The sequence below is a fragment of the Streptomyces sp. BR123 genome (assembly GCF_013401435.1).
GTDB lineage: Bacteria > Actinomycetota > Actinomycetes > Streptomycetales > Streptomycetaceae > Streptomyces.
The window spans coordinates 1-14,520 of sequence record NZ_JACBGN010000072.1 but is presented as its reverse complement, the minus strand read 5'-3'; the positions used below and the strand labels follow the sequence as shown (position 1 = coordinate 14,520).

Here is a 14,520-nt window from a genome sequence, read left to right as displayed (position 1 = left end):
TGCCGACCCGCCGCTCGCACCGGGGGGACGGAGGCGGGTCGTCCGTCAGCACAGGCGGGTGTGGCGGCAGGGGCTCCACCGGCTGCCCCCCGAGCCCCCGGACGAACCGCCGGGGGAGCCGCCGGAGGAGCCGGAGTAGTCGGGAATGCCGTCGGGGAAGGCGCGGGTCCGGCTGCGGTCCCCGGGGAAGGGATCGCGGTAATCGGGGTCGCCGTCACCGTCGCGATCGGGGAGCCGTGCGTCCGTGCCGGTGCCGCGGTCCTGCTCCGGACAGCCGTTCTCCTCGGCAGCCAGCCGCAGTTCCACCAGCGGCGTGTCGGGCTTGACAGCCGTTCCCGCAGCGGGGTCCTGGCGGCATACCCGCCAGTCCTCGTACTCGCCCTCATCGGGCAGCGTGTCGTTGAGGTACGCCGCCCGCGCCCGGATCCTGTCGGGGCGCACACCGAGCGCGACGACTTCCGCGCGGGCGGTCTGCCAGGTCTTCCACACCAGATCCGGCATCTTCGGCCACGGGACGGGCTCGCCGTCCCGCGCGGGGCACGGCGCACCGTTGGGCACGGCGCCGAACTCCGCGGTCGGCTTGCGCCCGTCCCAGCCGGTCTGCTGGAAGCAGACGGTCCACCGCGACAGGCCGCGGACGAAGCCGTCCTTCTCGGAGGCGTCGTGGTTGCGGACCAGGAAGCCGGTCTGCCGGGCCTGGTTGAAGGCCGTCTCCAGGGACTGCCCGCGAAAGTCGGCGAGCGGCGGCACGGTGGGCGTCGGCGAGGACGCGACCGTGGGGACCGCCGCCTTCCGGCTTCCCGCGCGCGGTGACGGCGCCTGGGCTGCGGCACCATCGGGGAGTTCGGGCAGTACACCACCCAGCAGGGCCGCGGCAACCACCGAAGCGGCGAGCTTCCCGGCGGTGGGCCACGCGCCACCCCGCCACACGGCGACGAGCGCGGCGATCAGCGCGGCCGCGCCCAGGCGCGGCTCCAGCAGGCCGGCCGCTGGCACGGCGGCAACCAGGGCGAAGCGGCCGGAGTCGGTCCGCCACCACGCCGTGCGCCCGGGGCCCTGGGGGGCTGTCGGCGCTGTGGGCGGTATGCGGTCGGCCTGAGGGCCAGGCATACGGGCCCCTTTCCCATGAAACGGCTGTGCGAGGTGGCAGCGCCCGACCGGTCGTGGCCGCCGCGTGCCGTGATCATCGCATGAGCGAGTACTCCTGGCCCGGGAGGGAACCGGATCCTGGCAGCCCTACCGGGCACGTAGCCTCTGCATGCCGCGCAGGCGGCGGCTCCGGGGTCGGTCCCCGCCGCCCGCGCCAGGCCGTCCCCTCACCCGGCCGTCCCCATCCGGCCGTCCCCACCGACCGTCCCTCGCCTGCCGCCCCGCCTCCACCCCCCGGCGCCGTTCGCCGTGCGAACGTGCCCTCGCGGAGGTCTTCCGCCCGGCAGCCGCTCGGCGATGGCGTCCGCCGCGGCCCGCGGTTCCGCCCCGCTCGGTCGGCCGCGGTCCTTCTCCGGCCGGCCGCGGTCGCGGCGGTCTCGGCGAGCAGGTGGGAGGTGACCACCCAGGACATGTGGTCGCCGCCGCCGAGGTCCGCCACGATCGTGGGCAGGGCGGTTACGACGATCGTCTGGTCGAGTGCCGCGAGCAGTACACCCAGCATGATCGTGCCGAAGACGACGTTGCGCTGCCGCCGGTCGGGCCGGGGTCAGCGCAGGTAGCCGAGGCCGGGGTGGGCGGCCGCGTACCCGTCGAGGAGCCGTCGGGCCACGCCCACCGAGTCGACCAGCGGGTGCAGGGCGAAAGCCTTGACGGCCTCGGCCCGGGAGCCGCCGGCCGCGGCCGCGAGGACGGCGCGTTCGACCGCCTTCACGGAGGTGACCAGCCCGACCGCGTGGAGCGGCAGCGGGTCCACGGCCACCGGGTGGGCGCCGTTGGCGTCGACCGTGCAGGGGACCTCGACGACCGCCTCCCCGTCGAGCACGGAGAGCGTCGAGCGGTTGCGCACGTTCAGGACGAGGGTGGTCCGCTCGTCGCGGGCGATGGCGCGCATCAGGGCGAGCGCGACCTGCTCGTAGCCGCCGGAGCCGGATTCCAGGTCGCTGTCGTCTCGGGCGCCGGCGCCGGCCGCCTCGCGGTTCTCGGCCATGTACGTGGCCTCGCGCTCGGCCCGGGTCCGGTCCCAGGCGGCCAGTGCCGCCCCGGGCGGCAGCGCGTCCCGGCCGGCTTCGGCGTAGAAGCCGCGCTGCTGGTCGCGCAGGAAGGCGCCGCGGGTCTGCTTCGTCTCCTGGTACGCCCGTACGGTGTCCCGGTTGAAGTAGTAGTAGTGCAGGTACTCGTTGGGGATCGCGCCGAGCGAGCGGAGCCAGTCGGGGCCGAAGAGCCGCCCCTCCTCGAAGGACCGGAGCGCCGCCGTGTCGGCCAGCAGCCGGGGCAGTTCGTCGCGGCCGCCGATGTGCAGGCCGCGCAGCCAGCCGAGGTGGTTGAGGCCGACGTAGTCGATCCAGACGTCCTGCGGGCGGGCGCCGAGCGCGCGGGCGACGCGCCGGCCGAGCCCCACCGGGGAGTCGCAGATGCCGATCACCCGGTCGCCGAGCACCTCGGCCATGGCCTCGGTGACCAGCCCGGCCGGATTGGTGAAGTTGATGACCCAGGCCTCGGGGGCGAGCCGGGCGACGGCGCGGGCGATCTCCCGTGCCACCGGCACGGTCCGCAGGCCGTACGCGATCCCGCCGGCGCCGACCGTCTCCTGGCCGAGCACGCCCTCGGCCAGGGCGACCCGCTCGTCCGCGGCGCGCCCGTCGAGGCCGCCGACGCGGAGGGCGGAGAAAACGAAGTCGGCCCCGCGCAGGGCCTCGTCCAGGTCGGTGGTGGTGGACACCGAAGGGGCGGGGAGTGCGCCCCGGCCGGCCGCCGTGGGGCGCGCGGCGGCCGCGGCTGCCGCCGAGGCCGCCTGGTCGGCGAGGACGCGGGAGACGGCGGTCAGCCGCGCCGGATCCTCGTCGTACAGCGTCACGTGGGACACCCGGCCTTCGGCCCGGTCTTCGAGCAGTGCGCCGTACACGAGCGGTACCCGGAACCCGCCCCCGCCGAGGATCGTCAGCCGCACGCCGTACCGCCCTTCAGCCAGTGCCGCCGCGGATGCCACGATCCGCGGCATTCGGGCGGCGGCACACGAATGAGGGCTCCAGTGTCCCCTGCCGGTCTAGTCCTCCAGCGCCGGCACGGCGCGCAGCCGCGGGCCCTTGCTGTGCGGCGCGGCGCCGCCGCGGGCAGGTCCGGCCGCGGCGCCCCGGGGCGCCGAGAGGATCATGGTGATCCGGGTGAGCCCCATGGCGTCGAGCATGCGGCTCGATTCGGCCACGAGCCGGCACCGTACGAGGCCGGACTGCGGGTCCCAGTGGCGCACGGTCCGCACCGCGCCGTCGCGCTCGGCGGCGTCGGCCCCGTGGGTGGCGAGCCAGTGCGGCACGCCGTACCGGTAGGCCGCCTCCATGAACGGGTCGCGGGCCACCTCCTGGCGGATGCTGCGCAGCCCCTCGTCCTCCGGGGCGGCTTCCAGCGCCGCCGCGAACTGGGCCAGCAGCGGCACGCACCAGGCCGGCTCGTGGTCCTCCAGGACGGCGGCCGCGTCCGGGTGGAAGAGCACGAAGCGCAGGAAGTTGTCGTCCGGGAGGGCGGTCGGGTGGGGGCGCACCGACTGGAAGAGCCTGTCGAACGCCGAGTTGGTGAGCGCGACGTCCCAGCGGTGGTCCACGAGGAAGCTGGGATGGGGCACGGCCTCCATGAGGGCCGCGTAGTCGCACAGGTAGTCGCGCTGCGCCGGGTCGTCGGGCAGCCGGTTCTCCTCGGCCGCCCGCCAGGTCGGCGGCGGGTCCCGGTCGACCATGATGCGGAAGAGCCAGAAACACTGCCGCTCGCTCATTTCCAGGGCCTCTGCCAAGGCGAGCAGTTTACGGTCGGTCCATTCCTTGACCAGTCCGCGTTCCCAGTTTCCGTACGCGCGAACGCTGATGCGCAGCCGTGCGGCGAGGTCTTCCTGGCTCAGGCCCAGTTCCTCGCGGCGCTGGCGCAAAATCTCCTTGCGTCGCTCCGACCGCACTGCGCCACGTGCGGACTCCTCGCCCGCCAGGCGCTCCTCACCGGCATGGGCGAGGCCAATGGACGGGCCCACCGCTGCGAGATGTAGCACCGAGAGCTCCCCCTCCTCACGGTCTGGATCTTCAATTTCCTCTGGCGATCCTGCTACCGACGTCATTCGAGTGTCAACTATCGTGGCAATTCCAGCCTCTTGACAGCTCATTCCCGCCACAGCTGTGGCAACTTCTGGCCCTGCGGCGGGAGAACGGATAGATTCCAAAAGCCGACCATGTGCCCGAACCGACTCGCCGCGATCTAGGAGAACCACTGGTGACAGACGGCTTCCCGGCTCCCGTCGCGGTGGCCAACCCGTCCCTGGCAGCCACCGTCACGCGCGTCGCAGAACTCGCGGGCAAAATGGGCCGCGACCCGAACAAGGTCTTCGACCTGCGCCGCCTCTCCGAGGCCTCCGGCGTGCCCATGGACGTGGTGCGGAGCCTGCTGGACGGCAGGCCGGCCGGCGAACCCTGCCTGCAGACCCGCTTCCTCCAGCGGCTCGACCTGCTCCGCCGCACGAGGCTGAAACCCAACGGACGCCGCTACACCCAGCAGGAGATCGCCGACGGCGCCGGGATGTCCCGGCAGCAGGCCGGCGCGCTGATCAACGGCGACCGGCGGCCCACGATGGAGCACTGCGACGCCATCCAGCGCTTCTTCGGCGTCCACGCGGGATTCCTCACGGCGCACGACGCGGACGCCCTCACCGACGCACTGCTGCGCACCGAGCAGCAGCTGCTCCAGGACTACGCCGGCCGCACCCGAGAGCCCGTGCCCGCCGCCCCGGCGTCCCCGGCCGGCGACCCCCTGGCGAGACTCCTCCAGGACCACGGGGTGCGGGGCATCGCCTGGCGCGCCGCGCAGCTGCCCAGCGACAAGCACCGCGACAAGGTCGCCGAGTGGCTGGACATGCTCCTCGAGAGCGTCAAACCGACCGATTCCTGATCCCGGCCCAGTCGAACTCAGTCTGAGTCTGGGTCTGTCCGATCCTTGAGTCCTGATCCGGATCCACGCCGACGGGGAGAACGGTGAGCATAGGCAGAGAGCAGCGCCGGTTGTGCGGCGAGCTGGTGGCCGGCCTCCAGCTGACCGCGCCCGTGGAACCCGTGGACCTGTACACCGCCCTCTGCCGGGGCATGAGCAGGATCCGCGGCCGCCGGGTGGACTTCCGGATGGCCGCGTTCCCGCCCGGGACGGCGAGCGGCCTGTGGCTCGACATGGCCGACCGGGACCTGGTGGTCATCGAGGAGCGCACGGCCCCGGACCACCAGCTGGTGATCCTCGGCCACGAACTGTGGCACATGAAGGCGGGCCACTGCAGCCACCACGTCGACGGAGCCGCCGTCGCGGCCCGCCTGCTGTCCGACGAGGCCGACCTCGGCGAGACCGTACGGCGCGTGGCGGCGCGCACCCGCGCCGACATACGCGAGGAGACCGAGGCCGAGACCTTCGGCTTACTGCTGGGCAGTCGGTGCCGGACCTGGCTCGCCGGGTCGGCGGGCCACCGTGCGCCCGCACAGCGAGACCAGTTGGCGGGGCGCATCGAGGCCTCGCTCGGATACCGGGGGCACAGGAACGACCGTTGAACGGCCAGGACTACTACATTCCGGCAACCGCGCTGGGCATCGCACTCGCCTTCAAACTGCCGACGCTGCGCAGCAACTGGCGCGACCCCCTGCTGCGCGCCGTGTGCTCCCTGCTGGTCCTGGCCGGATCGGTCTTCGCCTTCGCCGCCCCACCCACCATCGTGGCGGTCAACGGCCTGACCGGCGTCACCAACTTCTCCGCCCCGCTCGTGTACTGCCTGATCACCCTGTTCAGCGCCGCCTGCCTGGTGCTGATCGTGAACTGGCGCGGCGGCCCCGCCGAGGCGACCCGGCGCGTCTCGCGCCGGTGGATCGGCGGCTACTGCGGGGTCGTGGTCGTGCTCGTCGTGCTCTTCGCGCTGGGCGACGCGCCCGTCGAGCGGCTGCGCGACTTCGACACGTACTACGCGAACGAGCCCTACATCCGGGAGATGATCGCCCTCTACCTGACGGCGCACCTGGTGGCGGCCGTCGTGATGGTGGCCATGTGCTGGCGCTGGTCGCTCCAGGTGCGCGGCTGGCTGCGGACCGGCCTGATGATCATCGTGGCGGGGTACGTCCTCAACCTCAGTTACGACGCCACCAAGATCTCCGCGGTCATCGCCCGCTGGACGGGCCACGACCTCGACGACCTGAGCACCTACGCCGCCCCGCCGCTCGCCTCCCTCGGCGCCCTGATCAGCGCCATCGGCTTCGTCCTCCCCCTGGTCTGCCAGCGGCTGTCCGACCACTGGCAGACGTGGACGACGTACCGGCGGCTCGGGCCGCTGTGGGACGAGGTGCAGCCGTGCGCGCCCACCGGCACCCCCTGCGTGAAGATGTCGTGGTGGGCGCCGCCCGAACTGCGCATGATCCAGAGGGAGTCGGACATCCACGACGCGTTCCTGAACCTGGGCCCGTACTTCGACGAACGGCAGCGGGAGCGGGCGTACGGGCTCGCCCTGGCCGGCGGGTCGGACGAGGAGACGGCCCGCGCGGTCGGCGAGGCGGCCATGGTCGCCGCCGCCGTCCGGGCCCGCACCGCGGACCCGGAGGGGGCCGCCATCGACGGCGAGGAAGGCGCGGACGGCGCCGGCCGGGCTGCGCCCGGCCCGCGGGACCTCGTCCGCGTCTCCCGGGCCCTGCGGGATTCGCCGGTGGTCGCCTGCATGCGGCAACAGGGGACGGCCGGGGCGGTCTGCTGACCGACCGGGAGGGGGCGGGGTGCCGGACGGCGCCCACAGGGCTGCACCCCGCTCGCAGACCTGCACCGGGCCCTGCGGGCGCCCTGCCCCGGCCCTGGTCCCACCGCTCTGCTGCGTGCCGTGCGCGCGTCAGCGGGCGGTCGCCGCCAGGGCCGCTTTCGGGAACAGGTCCCGGAAGGGGCCCGCGGAATCGATTCCCTCGCGGCCGAAGGGCGCATCGAAGCTCCAGACCATGAACAGCAGGAACACGATCAGCGCGCTGAACAGGCCCGCCAGCAGCAGCTCCCGGCCGGAGCGGCGGATCTGGAGCGTGAAGATGAGGCCGACCGTCACCACACCACCGGTCAGCAGCCCGAACCAGACCACGCTCGGCAGCGTCGACTCATCGCTCTGCACGCGCGCATGGCGGGCGTCGTCCGCGGCCGCGATGTGGTCCAGCAGCGGCTGGTAGGCCTGCGCCTGGAGCTCGGTGGCCGGGCTCTGATGGGTGACGTCGCTGCGCAGCTTCGCGAGCAGTGCGGCACCCTCCGGGCTGGCCGGCTCGCCCGAGGTCAGGCGCGGCCAGTCCACGGCGACGGTGTGGGTGACGTACGCGTCCACCTCGCCGCGGATCCGGTCGCGGACGGCGGCCGGGTAGACGTCGGCGCGCTGGCCGACCTCGTACAGCGCCTGCGCCTCACGCCGCACACTGTCCTCGGCGGAGCCGCGGGCCTCCCAGACGCCGGCGATCGCGAGGCCCAGCACGATCGCGTAGACCACACCCACCATCATCGTCATGTACTCGATGACGTCGGGGGTCTCACTGGTGTCCTCGTCGGGGGCGACCCGGCGGTGCCGGATGACCGTGCAGGCGAAGACGAAGGCGCAGACGAGCACCATGGCAATGGCCAGGATCAGCCATTCGGACACGAGGGATCTCCCATGGGTGGATCGGTCAGGGGTTGCTGCGGCTCTTCGACCGCGGGCGCAGTGCCGCCGCGGCGAGCACGGCCGGGGTGGTGACCACGGCCATGATCATTACGGTGGACAGGCCGCCCGGCTCCCGCCGGTCCAGGGCCCGGGAGCGGTACGGGCGGACGTGGAAGGCGGTGACCCGCGCGACCCCGGCTCCGCGCGCGGGCGGAGCCCCGGTCGAGGCAGCGGGCGGCCCGGCAGCCGCCGCGGGATCCGGCGCGGCCGGCGGGGGCTCCGCAGCCGCGGCCAGGGCCTTCGCCGCCGGCGATCCGGCCGCGGCTGCGGCCCGGGCCACGACCACCGGCGGCTCCGGAGCCGCGGCGGCCGGCACCGGTCCCTGCCCGGGGTGGTGCACGGTCGGCCGGCCCTGCGGAGGTCGGACGACGGGCGGCCGGACGGCGGGGGCCCGCGGCGGCCCCTCGGGCACACACACATCGGCCCGGGCCTCGGCCCGGGCCGCATGGCCGCCATCGGCGACGGCCACCTGGCCGTGCAGCGGGCAGCACACCGCCACCAGGCCCGCCCCCGCGAAGTAGTGCCAAGCGGCCACCGCGCGTCCTCTCGTTCCGCAGCAGAAGTGAGGGTTCCGGCTGAAGGAACGATCACGGCAGCGCTACGACACGCCGCAGCCGGGACGGATCCCCGACGGGAAACCGGATTCAGCCCATCGAGAGCACCGGGCCGGTGACGACGAGCCCGAGATCACCGCCCGCGTAGGCGAAGAAGGCACACATGACCAGGGCCGCGCCGCCCAGCGCGAGGTCCTTCAGGAACTGCACCTGCTCCGTCTGCCGGGCTTGCTGGTCCTGCTCCCGCCAGAACCCGTGCATCAGGAAGGCCGTGCCGAAGCAGAACGCGGCGAGGAGCAGTGCCCCGATGTCGGCCCACAGGCCGACGGCGACGCTCACGGCACCGACCAGCAGGACCACGCCGCTTCCGGCCACGGCGGCCACCGGCTGCGGCACCCCGCGCGAGGCGGCGTATCCGGCCGTCGCCTTGGTCCGGGTCAGGTGGCCGACGCCGGAAACGGCGAAGAGCAGGACGAACAGAACGCGTCCGATCAGGACGAGGAAGTCCATGGCGACCTCCGAGAACACACGGGCACGAGCGACCCCCGTCACCGCGGCACCTGCCCGTTCCGGCCCGCCTCACCCCTCCGGCGCAGCACCGGCCGCCGCCCTCCGCCCCCGAGGCCCGCGATCGGGAGGAGCGCGCCCGCGGCCGACGCGGAGGATCCGGCCGAGGAAGGCGGTCGCGGGTGGACCTCGGAGCCGGAGGCCGACGCCCTGATGGACGGTCTGCAGACCGATCCGAAACGGCGCGGCGACCCCCGTCCGTCGCCTTCGCCGGCCATCCGCAGGAGCCCGTGCTCGAAGCGCACGACCTCGTCGCCGGGTTCCTGCGCGGCGCGGCCGTCCCCGTGGTGGAGCGCATCGAGCCACCTGCGCAACACGGTGGTGGCGATGGCCGCCTTCGTCCGGGAGTACGCGGCGGACCACGGCGCGGCGGCCCTCCGATGACAGCGACCCCGTGACGGCGCCCCGCTGACGGCCCGCCGGGCGCCGCCGCCGGAACACGGGTGCCGGAACCCGGGTGCCGGTCCCGGCAGGCGCGAGGGGCGCGACCCGTTCGCGGATCGCGCCCCTCGCCTTGCCCTGCCGGCCGCAGCGGTCGGGCCGTCGGCCGTCAGCCCGCCTCGGTGCCGCCGAAGCGCTCGCGGTAGGACTCCAGGTCCTCCTCGCTGATCTTCGCGAAGAGCACCGGCGGCACGGTGAACGGCGTGCCCGCCGGAACCGCGTCCAGGGCCTTGGCCTGCTCCGGGGAGACCCAGGCGGCCGTGTCGTCGGCGAGCCGGAACGCCGAGCGCATGGCGCTCGCGGAGGCCGGGATGAACGGCTCGGAGACGACCGAGTAGAGGTGGATCAGGTTCATCGCGGTGCGCAGGGTGAGCGCCGCCCCCTCCTGGTCCGTCTTGATCTCCAGCCAGGGGGCCTTCTCCTCCAGGTAGGAGTTGCCGGCCGACCACAGGGCGCGGAGCGCAGCCGCGGCCTTGCGGAACTGGAGGGTGTCCATGTGGCCCTCGTACTCCGCGAGGAGCTCCGCGATCTGCTCGCCGAGCCGGGCCTCGGCCTCGCCGGCCTCCTTGCCCGCCGGGACGTCGTCGCCGAAGCGCTTGCGGGAGAAGGACAGCACACGGTTGACGAAGTTGCCGAGGGTGTCGGCGAGGTCCTTGTTGACCGTGGCGGTGAAGTGCTCCCACGTGAAGGACGAGTCGTCGGACTCGGGCGCATTGGCGATCAGGAAGTAACGCCAGTAGTCGGCCGGGAGGATCTCCAGCGCCTGGTCGGTGAAGACGCCGCGCTTCTGCGAGGTGGAGAACTTGCCGCCGTAGTACGTCAGCCAGTTGAAGGCCTTGACGTAGTCGACCATCTTCCAGGGCTCGCGCACGCCGAGCTCGGTGGCGGGGAACATCACCGTGTGGAACGGGACGTTGTCCTTGGCCATGAACTGCGTGTACCGGACGTCCTCGGCCTCGAACCACCAGGACTTCCAGTCGCGGGTCGCCGGGTCGAGGTCCGACCACTCCTTCGTCGCGCCGATGTACTCCACGGGCGCGTCGAACCAGACGTAGAAGACCTTGCCCTCGGCGGCCAGGTCGGGCCAGGTGTCGGCCGGGACCGGGACGCCCCAGTCGAGGTCGCGGGTGATCGCGCGGTCGTGGAGGCCCTCGGTCAGCCACTTGCGGGCGATGGAGGACGCCAGCTGCGGCCACTCCGCCTCGTGCTGCGCGACCCAGGCCTCCACCTCGTGCTGCAGCTTGGACTGCAGGAGGAAGAGGTGCTTGGTCTCGCGGACCTCCAGGTCGGTGGAGCCGGAGATCGCAGAGCGGGGACCGATCAGGTCGGTCGGGTCGAGGACGCGGGTGCAGTTCTCGCACTGGTCGCCGCGGGCCTTGTCGTAGCCGCAGTGCGGGCAGGTGCCCTCGACGTAGCGGTCCGGCAGGAAGCGGCCGTCGACCGGCGAGTAGACCTGCCGGATCGCGCGCTCCTCGATGAAGCCGTTCTCCTGCAGTCGGCGCGCGAAGTGCTGGGTGATCTCGCGGTTCTGCTCCGAGGAGCTGCGGCCGAAGTAGTCGAAGGACAGCTCGAAGCCGTCGTAGACCGCCTTCTGGGCGTCGTGGGCCTGCGCGCAGAAGTCGGAGACCGACAGGCCGGCTTCCTTGGCGGCGAGCTCGGCGGGGGTGCCGTGCTCGTCGGTGGCGCAGATGTAGAGCACGTCGTGGCCGCGCTGGCGGAGGTACCGGGAGTACACATCCGCCGGAAGCATCGACCCGACCATGTTGCCCAGGTGCTTGATCCCGTTGATGTACGGAAGCGCGCTGGTGATCAGGTGTCGAGCCATCCTCGGATGCTCCATTTCATGTATGCGGTTGCAGCGTTCGAGCCGTGACGGATTGTGATGAGGTCATCGTATCGAACCGCCGTCAGGCCACGCGCCCGCATTTCGCTGGGTGGACGTAACGCAAAAGCGAGGGTTGTGACCTCTGCGTCACGGCCCTCGCCATGGGGTCATGCTACAGCCGGGACGCGATCGGCTCGGACACGGCCCGCCACCTCCCCGGCCCGGCCCGCCACCTGCGCCGCCCTGGCCCGCCACCTGCTCCGGCCCGGCGCCCGCCCCGGTTCCGGCCCGGCCCTTCCGCGGCCGGGCCGCGGCGCCGGGGCGGACCTGGCGCGGGCGTGGCGGGACCCTGGCGCGGCCTGGCGTACTGCTGCCCCGGCCCTGGTGGAGTCTATGGCCGGGGCATATGCGTACGTACCGGCTGCGGCGGCGCGTGGTCGAAGTCTGTCAGCGGCCGATCATCACCGAACGTAATCCTCCACCTTCCTCCTTCTGCGCCCCGCTCACGCGCCCCCGCTGCCAGTCTTGCCGCCCACAGGGGATGAGGTGAGGTGGAGCGGTGAGCGATGGCGGACCTGAGGAGACCGGTGGGGCGGTGGGGCTGCCCAGTCGGCGGCGACGGCCGACGCCGATGAGCCAGTGGAACCCGACGGCACGCCTGTCCTACTGGGCCTTCCACGCCAACCGGAGGCCCTCGTACATGCGCTTCGCGTATCTGCAGCTGGGCTCCGACTCGGCGGCCGAGGACGCGGTGGACGCGACCTTCGACTCGATCATGAACGAGTGGCTGCGCATGCTTCACATGGACCGGCTCGACGCCTACGCCTGGACCATCCTCAAGCAGCGGCTGGTCGACCGGCAGGGGCAGCGGGGCACCTGGCCCGACCCCATGGACATCAGCGCTTTCGAGGCCGCGCTCAAAGAGGCCGCCACCGACCGGTACGAGGTCCTCACGGACACCATCCGCTTCTACTCCGCCGTGTCCCGGCTCGCCGAGCGCCAGCGTGACGCCGTGCTGCTGCGCTACGGACTCCAGTGCACCCCCGGGGAGGCCGCCTCCGTGATGGGCGTCGACGAGGCAACCGTCCGCTCCCAGCTCGGCCAGGCGCACCGGCGGCTCGCCCGCCTGCTCGACACCTCCGCCGAATCATGAGGCGGCGCGAGGACAGCCGCGAGGGCAGCGAGGAACCCGGCCGCGAGGCCGCCGCCCGCCGCACCCTGGCCGAGTTCCTGGCCCGGGCGGGCGTCCGCGACCGGTACCCGCACTACGACCTCGGCGCGGCCGAGGCACGGCTGCTGCGCACCGCCCGCCGAAACGGTGCACCGGCCCCGGCAGCGGCCACGGCCCGGCGGCGGGCCTACCTGTGGAGCGACCCCGCCCGGGACAGCCCCCTCGACTCCGAGCGGGCCCGGCGGGACCTCAAGGCCGTCTGCCTGGCCGCGGTCTGCGCGCCCGGGGCCGAGGCGCAGCTCGCCGCGTTCCTGGCCAGCGCGCACACCGACCTGGCCGGCGCCTTCGTCTTCGGCTGCCTGCTGCACCTGGCCGGGCTGCGCGAGGGGGCCCGGTTCTGGTGGCAGTTCGCCGCCGGCTCCGGGCGCGCCCGGACCGCGCCCGCCGCCTACTGCCTCTTCCTCGACCACTCCCGGCGCGGCGAGCACCACGACGCCCGGCTCTGGGCGCGGGAGCTCGGCGCGCGCGGCTACCGCCCGGGCGGGCGCCGCGACCTGCGCGAGGTGCGGCTGTGCGTACAGGCGGCCGTCCTGCGGTACGTCGACCAGCGCGACGACCCCGACCTGGGCGCCGTGCCGCTGCCGAAGCCGGGGCTGCCGACGGTGCTCGCCGGTTTCCGGGCCCCGCAGCCGGCGGGCGCGGGCGGTGCCGACCCCGGCCCCGGGAGCACCCCCGGCCCGGGGAGCACCCCGGGGCCGGGGCGGCAGGCGGCTCCGGAGGAACGACCCGACGGCCCGGAAGTGCCGGATGCCGGGCCTTCGGGCCGGGTTCCCGATCAGCGGCGGCCGGACCGCGGGAGCCCGAACGGCAGCCCCGGACCCGGCGGCCCCGGCAGCTCCGGAGCCCTCGGCGGCCGCACCGCCCGGGCCCCGGCGGTCGGCTCCGGGGAGGCGCTCGCGGAGGCCCGCCGCGCGCTGACCGTCGTACGCGTCCTGGAGAGGCACCCGCTGGGCGTGCGGGCCGGCCAGCTGGCCCGGGAGTCCGCGCTCGCCGAGGAGGAGCTGCGGCCGCTGCTGGCCATGCTGTGCGAGGAGGAGTACGCGTTCCGGCCCGCCGCGGGCGTGTACGCGCGCGGGCCCGCCCTCGACCGGCTCGCCGCCCCCGGCGGCCGGGGGCTGGCCGGGCAGCTCCAGCGCACCCTGGCACTGGCACGGGACAGCGCCGGAGCCGCGGTCTACCTGAGCCGGTACGCCGACGGCGAGGTCCGGATCACCCAGATGGCCGACGGGCCCGGGGCCCCGCCCGTGCGGGAGTGGGTGAACTTCAGGGAAGCCGCGCACGCCAGCGCGGTCGGCAAGTGCCTGCTGACCCAGCTCGCCCCCGACGTGCGCCGCGACCACGTCGCCCGGCACCGGCCCGCGCGGTTCACGGCCCGGACGATCACCGACAGCCGGGTGCTGTTCTCCGCCCTGGACGCGGTGGCTCCGGGCGGGCCGGTTTTCGACCTGCGCGAGTACTCACCCGGCGTGGTGTGCTCCGCCGTCCCCATCGCCACGGGCGGCGCGGTCGGCAGCCTCGCGCTGTCCCTGCCCGCGGCCCACGCCCACCGACTGCAGGAAGCGACCGAGACACTGCGCCGCAAGGCCGTTCCGGTGCTGCTCGCCCTGCTCCTGGCGGGCGCGATCCCGCCGGACGCACCCGAAGCCCCGGCTCCGGCGGACCCGGCGGTTCCGGCCGACGTGTCCGCCGGGGCCGGTGCCGCGGCCGATGCCGCGGCGGCGCCCGGAGCTCCCCCGGGGACGGGGACCTCCGGGCGGTCCGCGGGCTCCGGGCCCGACGGATCACCGGCCAAGGCACCCGGGCCCGGGCCGGCCGCCGTCCCGGCCGTCTCCGGGGGCTGCGGGGCTTCCGGGGTCACCGCGATCACCGCGGTCACCACCGTCACCGCGGAGACCCTGCGCCATCTGCGCAGCCTGTTCCGGACCCCGCTGGCCCGGTCCACGGACTCCGCGGCCGGCCCGCACCTGGTCAGCGACAGCGCGTCGGAGGCGGCGTACCTCTTCGACGCCGCCCCCGACGCCCCGGGCCCGCCCCGCCT

11 protein-coding genes and 1 pseudogene are annotated in these 14,520 nt (G+C 74.0%); 5 read left to right on the top strand and 7 right to left on the bottom strand.

Features of this window, described 5'->3' with window-relative positions; all coding sequences use genetic code 11:
• Positions 1-45 precede the first annotated feature (45 nt).
• From HYE82_RS14405 to HYE82_RS14395, 3 genes are all read right to left on the bottom strand, one after another.
• Entirely contained in the window at positions 46-1,110 is a 1,065-nt protein-coding gene (locus HYE82_RS14405) for a PASTA domain-containing protein (RefSeq protein ID WP_179174431.1), read from the bottom strand.
• A 586-nt stretch (positions 1,111-1,696) separates the two neighbouring features.
• A complete protein-coding gene (locus HYE82_RS14400; protein ID WP_179174430.1) occupies positions 1,697-3,097 on the bottom strand; it encodes a 6-phospho-beta-glucosidase in 1,401 nt (466 codons plus the stop codon).
• A 96-nt stretch (positions 3,098-3,193) separates the two neighbouring features.
• Entirely contained in the window at positions 3,194-4,063 is an 870-nt protein-coding gene (locus HYE82_RS14395) for a helix-turn-helix domain-containing protein (protein WP_179174429.1), read from the bottom strand.
• A 335-nt stretch (positions 4,064-4,398) separates the two neighbouring features.
• On the opposite strand from HYE82_RS14395, the gene HYE82_RS14390 reads away from it, so the two are divergent.
• The 3 genes from HYE82_RS14390 to HYE82_RS14380 all read left to right on the top strand — a co-directional run bounded on the left by HYE82_RS14390 (position 4,399) and on the right by HYE82_RS14380 (position 6,895).
• Positions 4,399-5,070 (top strand): helix-turn-helix transcriptional regulator, encoded by a 672-nt coding sequence (locus HYE82_RS14390; protein ID WP_179174428.1) that lies wholly within the window; start codon positions 4,399-4,401, stop codon positions 5,068-5,070.
• A gap of 83 nt (positions 5,071-5,153) precedes the next feature.
• Positions 5,154-5,711: a toxin-antitoxin system, toxin component gene (locus HYE82_RS14385; protein WP_179174427.1), complete on the top strand. Its 558-nt coding sequence runs from the start codon at positions 5,154-5,156 to the stop codon at positions 5,709-5,711.
• Complete coding sequence (locus HYE82_RS14380; RefSeq protein WP_179174426.1) at positions 5,708-6,895, top strand: MAB_1171c family putative transporter; 1,188 nt, start codon at positions 5,708-5,710, stop codon at positions 6,893-6,895. The genes HYE82_RS14385 and HYE82_RS14380 overlap by 4 nt, the downstream gene beginning before the upstream one ends.
• 129 nt (positions 6,896-7,024) lie before the next feature.
• On the opposite strand, the gene HYE82_RS14375 is transcribed toward HYE82_RS14380, so the two are convergent.
• The 4 genes from HYE82_RS14375 to metG all read right to left on the bottom strand — a co-directional run bounded on the left by HYE82_RS14375 (position 7,025) and on the right by metG (position 11,251).
• Positions 7,025-7,804 carry a DUF4239 domain-containing protein gene (locus HYE82_RS14375; protein WP_179174425.1) on the bottom strand — a complete coding sequence of 260 codons (780 nt, stop codon included), beginning with the start codon at positions 7,802-7,804 and terminating at the stop codon, positions 7,025-7,027.
• A gap of 25 nt (positions 7,805-7,829) precedes the next feature.
• The gene (locus HYE82_RS14370) at positions 7,830-8,399 is read right to left on the bottom strand and encodes a hypothetical protein (protein ID WP_179174424.1); all 570 of its coding nucleotides are present in this window, start codon (positions 8,397-8,399) and stop codon (positions 7,830-7,832) included.
• Between the two features lie 109 nt (positions 8,400-8,508).
• Positions 8,509-8,970, bottom strand: coding sequence for a DoxX family protein (locus HYE82_RS14365; RefSeq protein ID WP_309144319.1), 462 nt, complete (start codon positions 8,968-8,970; stop codon positions 8,509-8,511).
• A 565-nt stretch (positions 8,971-9,535) separates the two neighbouring features.
• On the bottom strand, positions 9,536-11,251 hold the full coding sequence (gene metG / locus HYE82_RS14360) for a methionine--tRNA ligase (RefSeq protein WP_179174423.1): 1,716 nt from the start codon (positions 11,249-11,251) through the stop codon (positions 9,536-9,538).
• A gap of 631 nt (positions 11,252-11,882) precedes the next feature.
• Between metG and HYE82_RS14355 the strand changes: the two genes are divergently transcribed.
• The gene (locus HYE82_RS14355; protein ID WP_218782612.1) at positions 11,883-12,404 is read left to right on the top strand and encodes an RNA polymerase sigma factor; all 522 of its coding nucleotides are present in this window, start codon (positions 11,883-11,885) and stop codon (positions 12,402-12,404) included.
• 992 nt (positions 12,405-13,396) lie between these two features.
• Positions 13,397-14,095 (top strand): annotated as a pseudogene (locus HYE82_RS37260) (IclR family transcriptional regulator C-terminal domain-containing protein); the annotation flags it as partial.
• Positions 14,096-14,520: the final 425 nt, after the last annotated feature.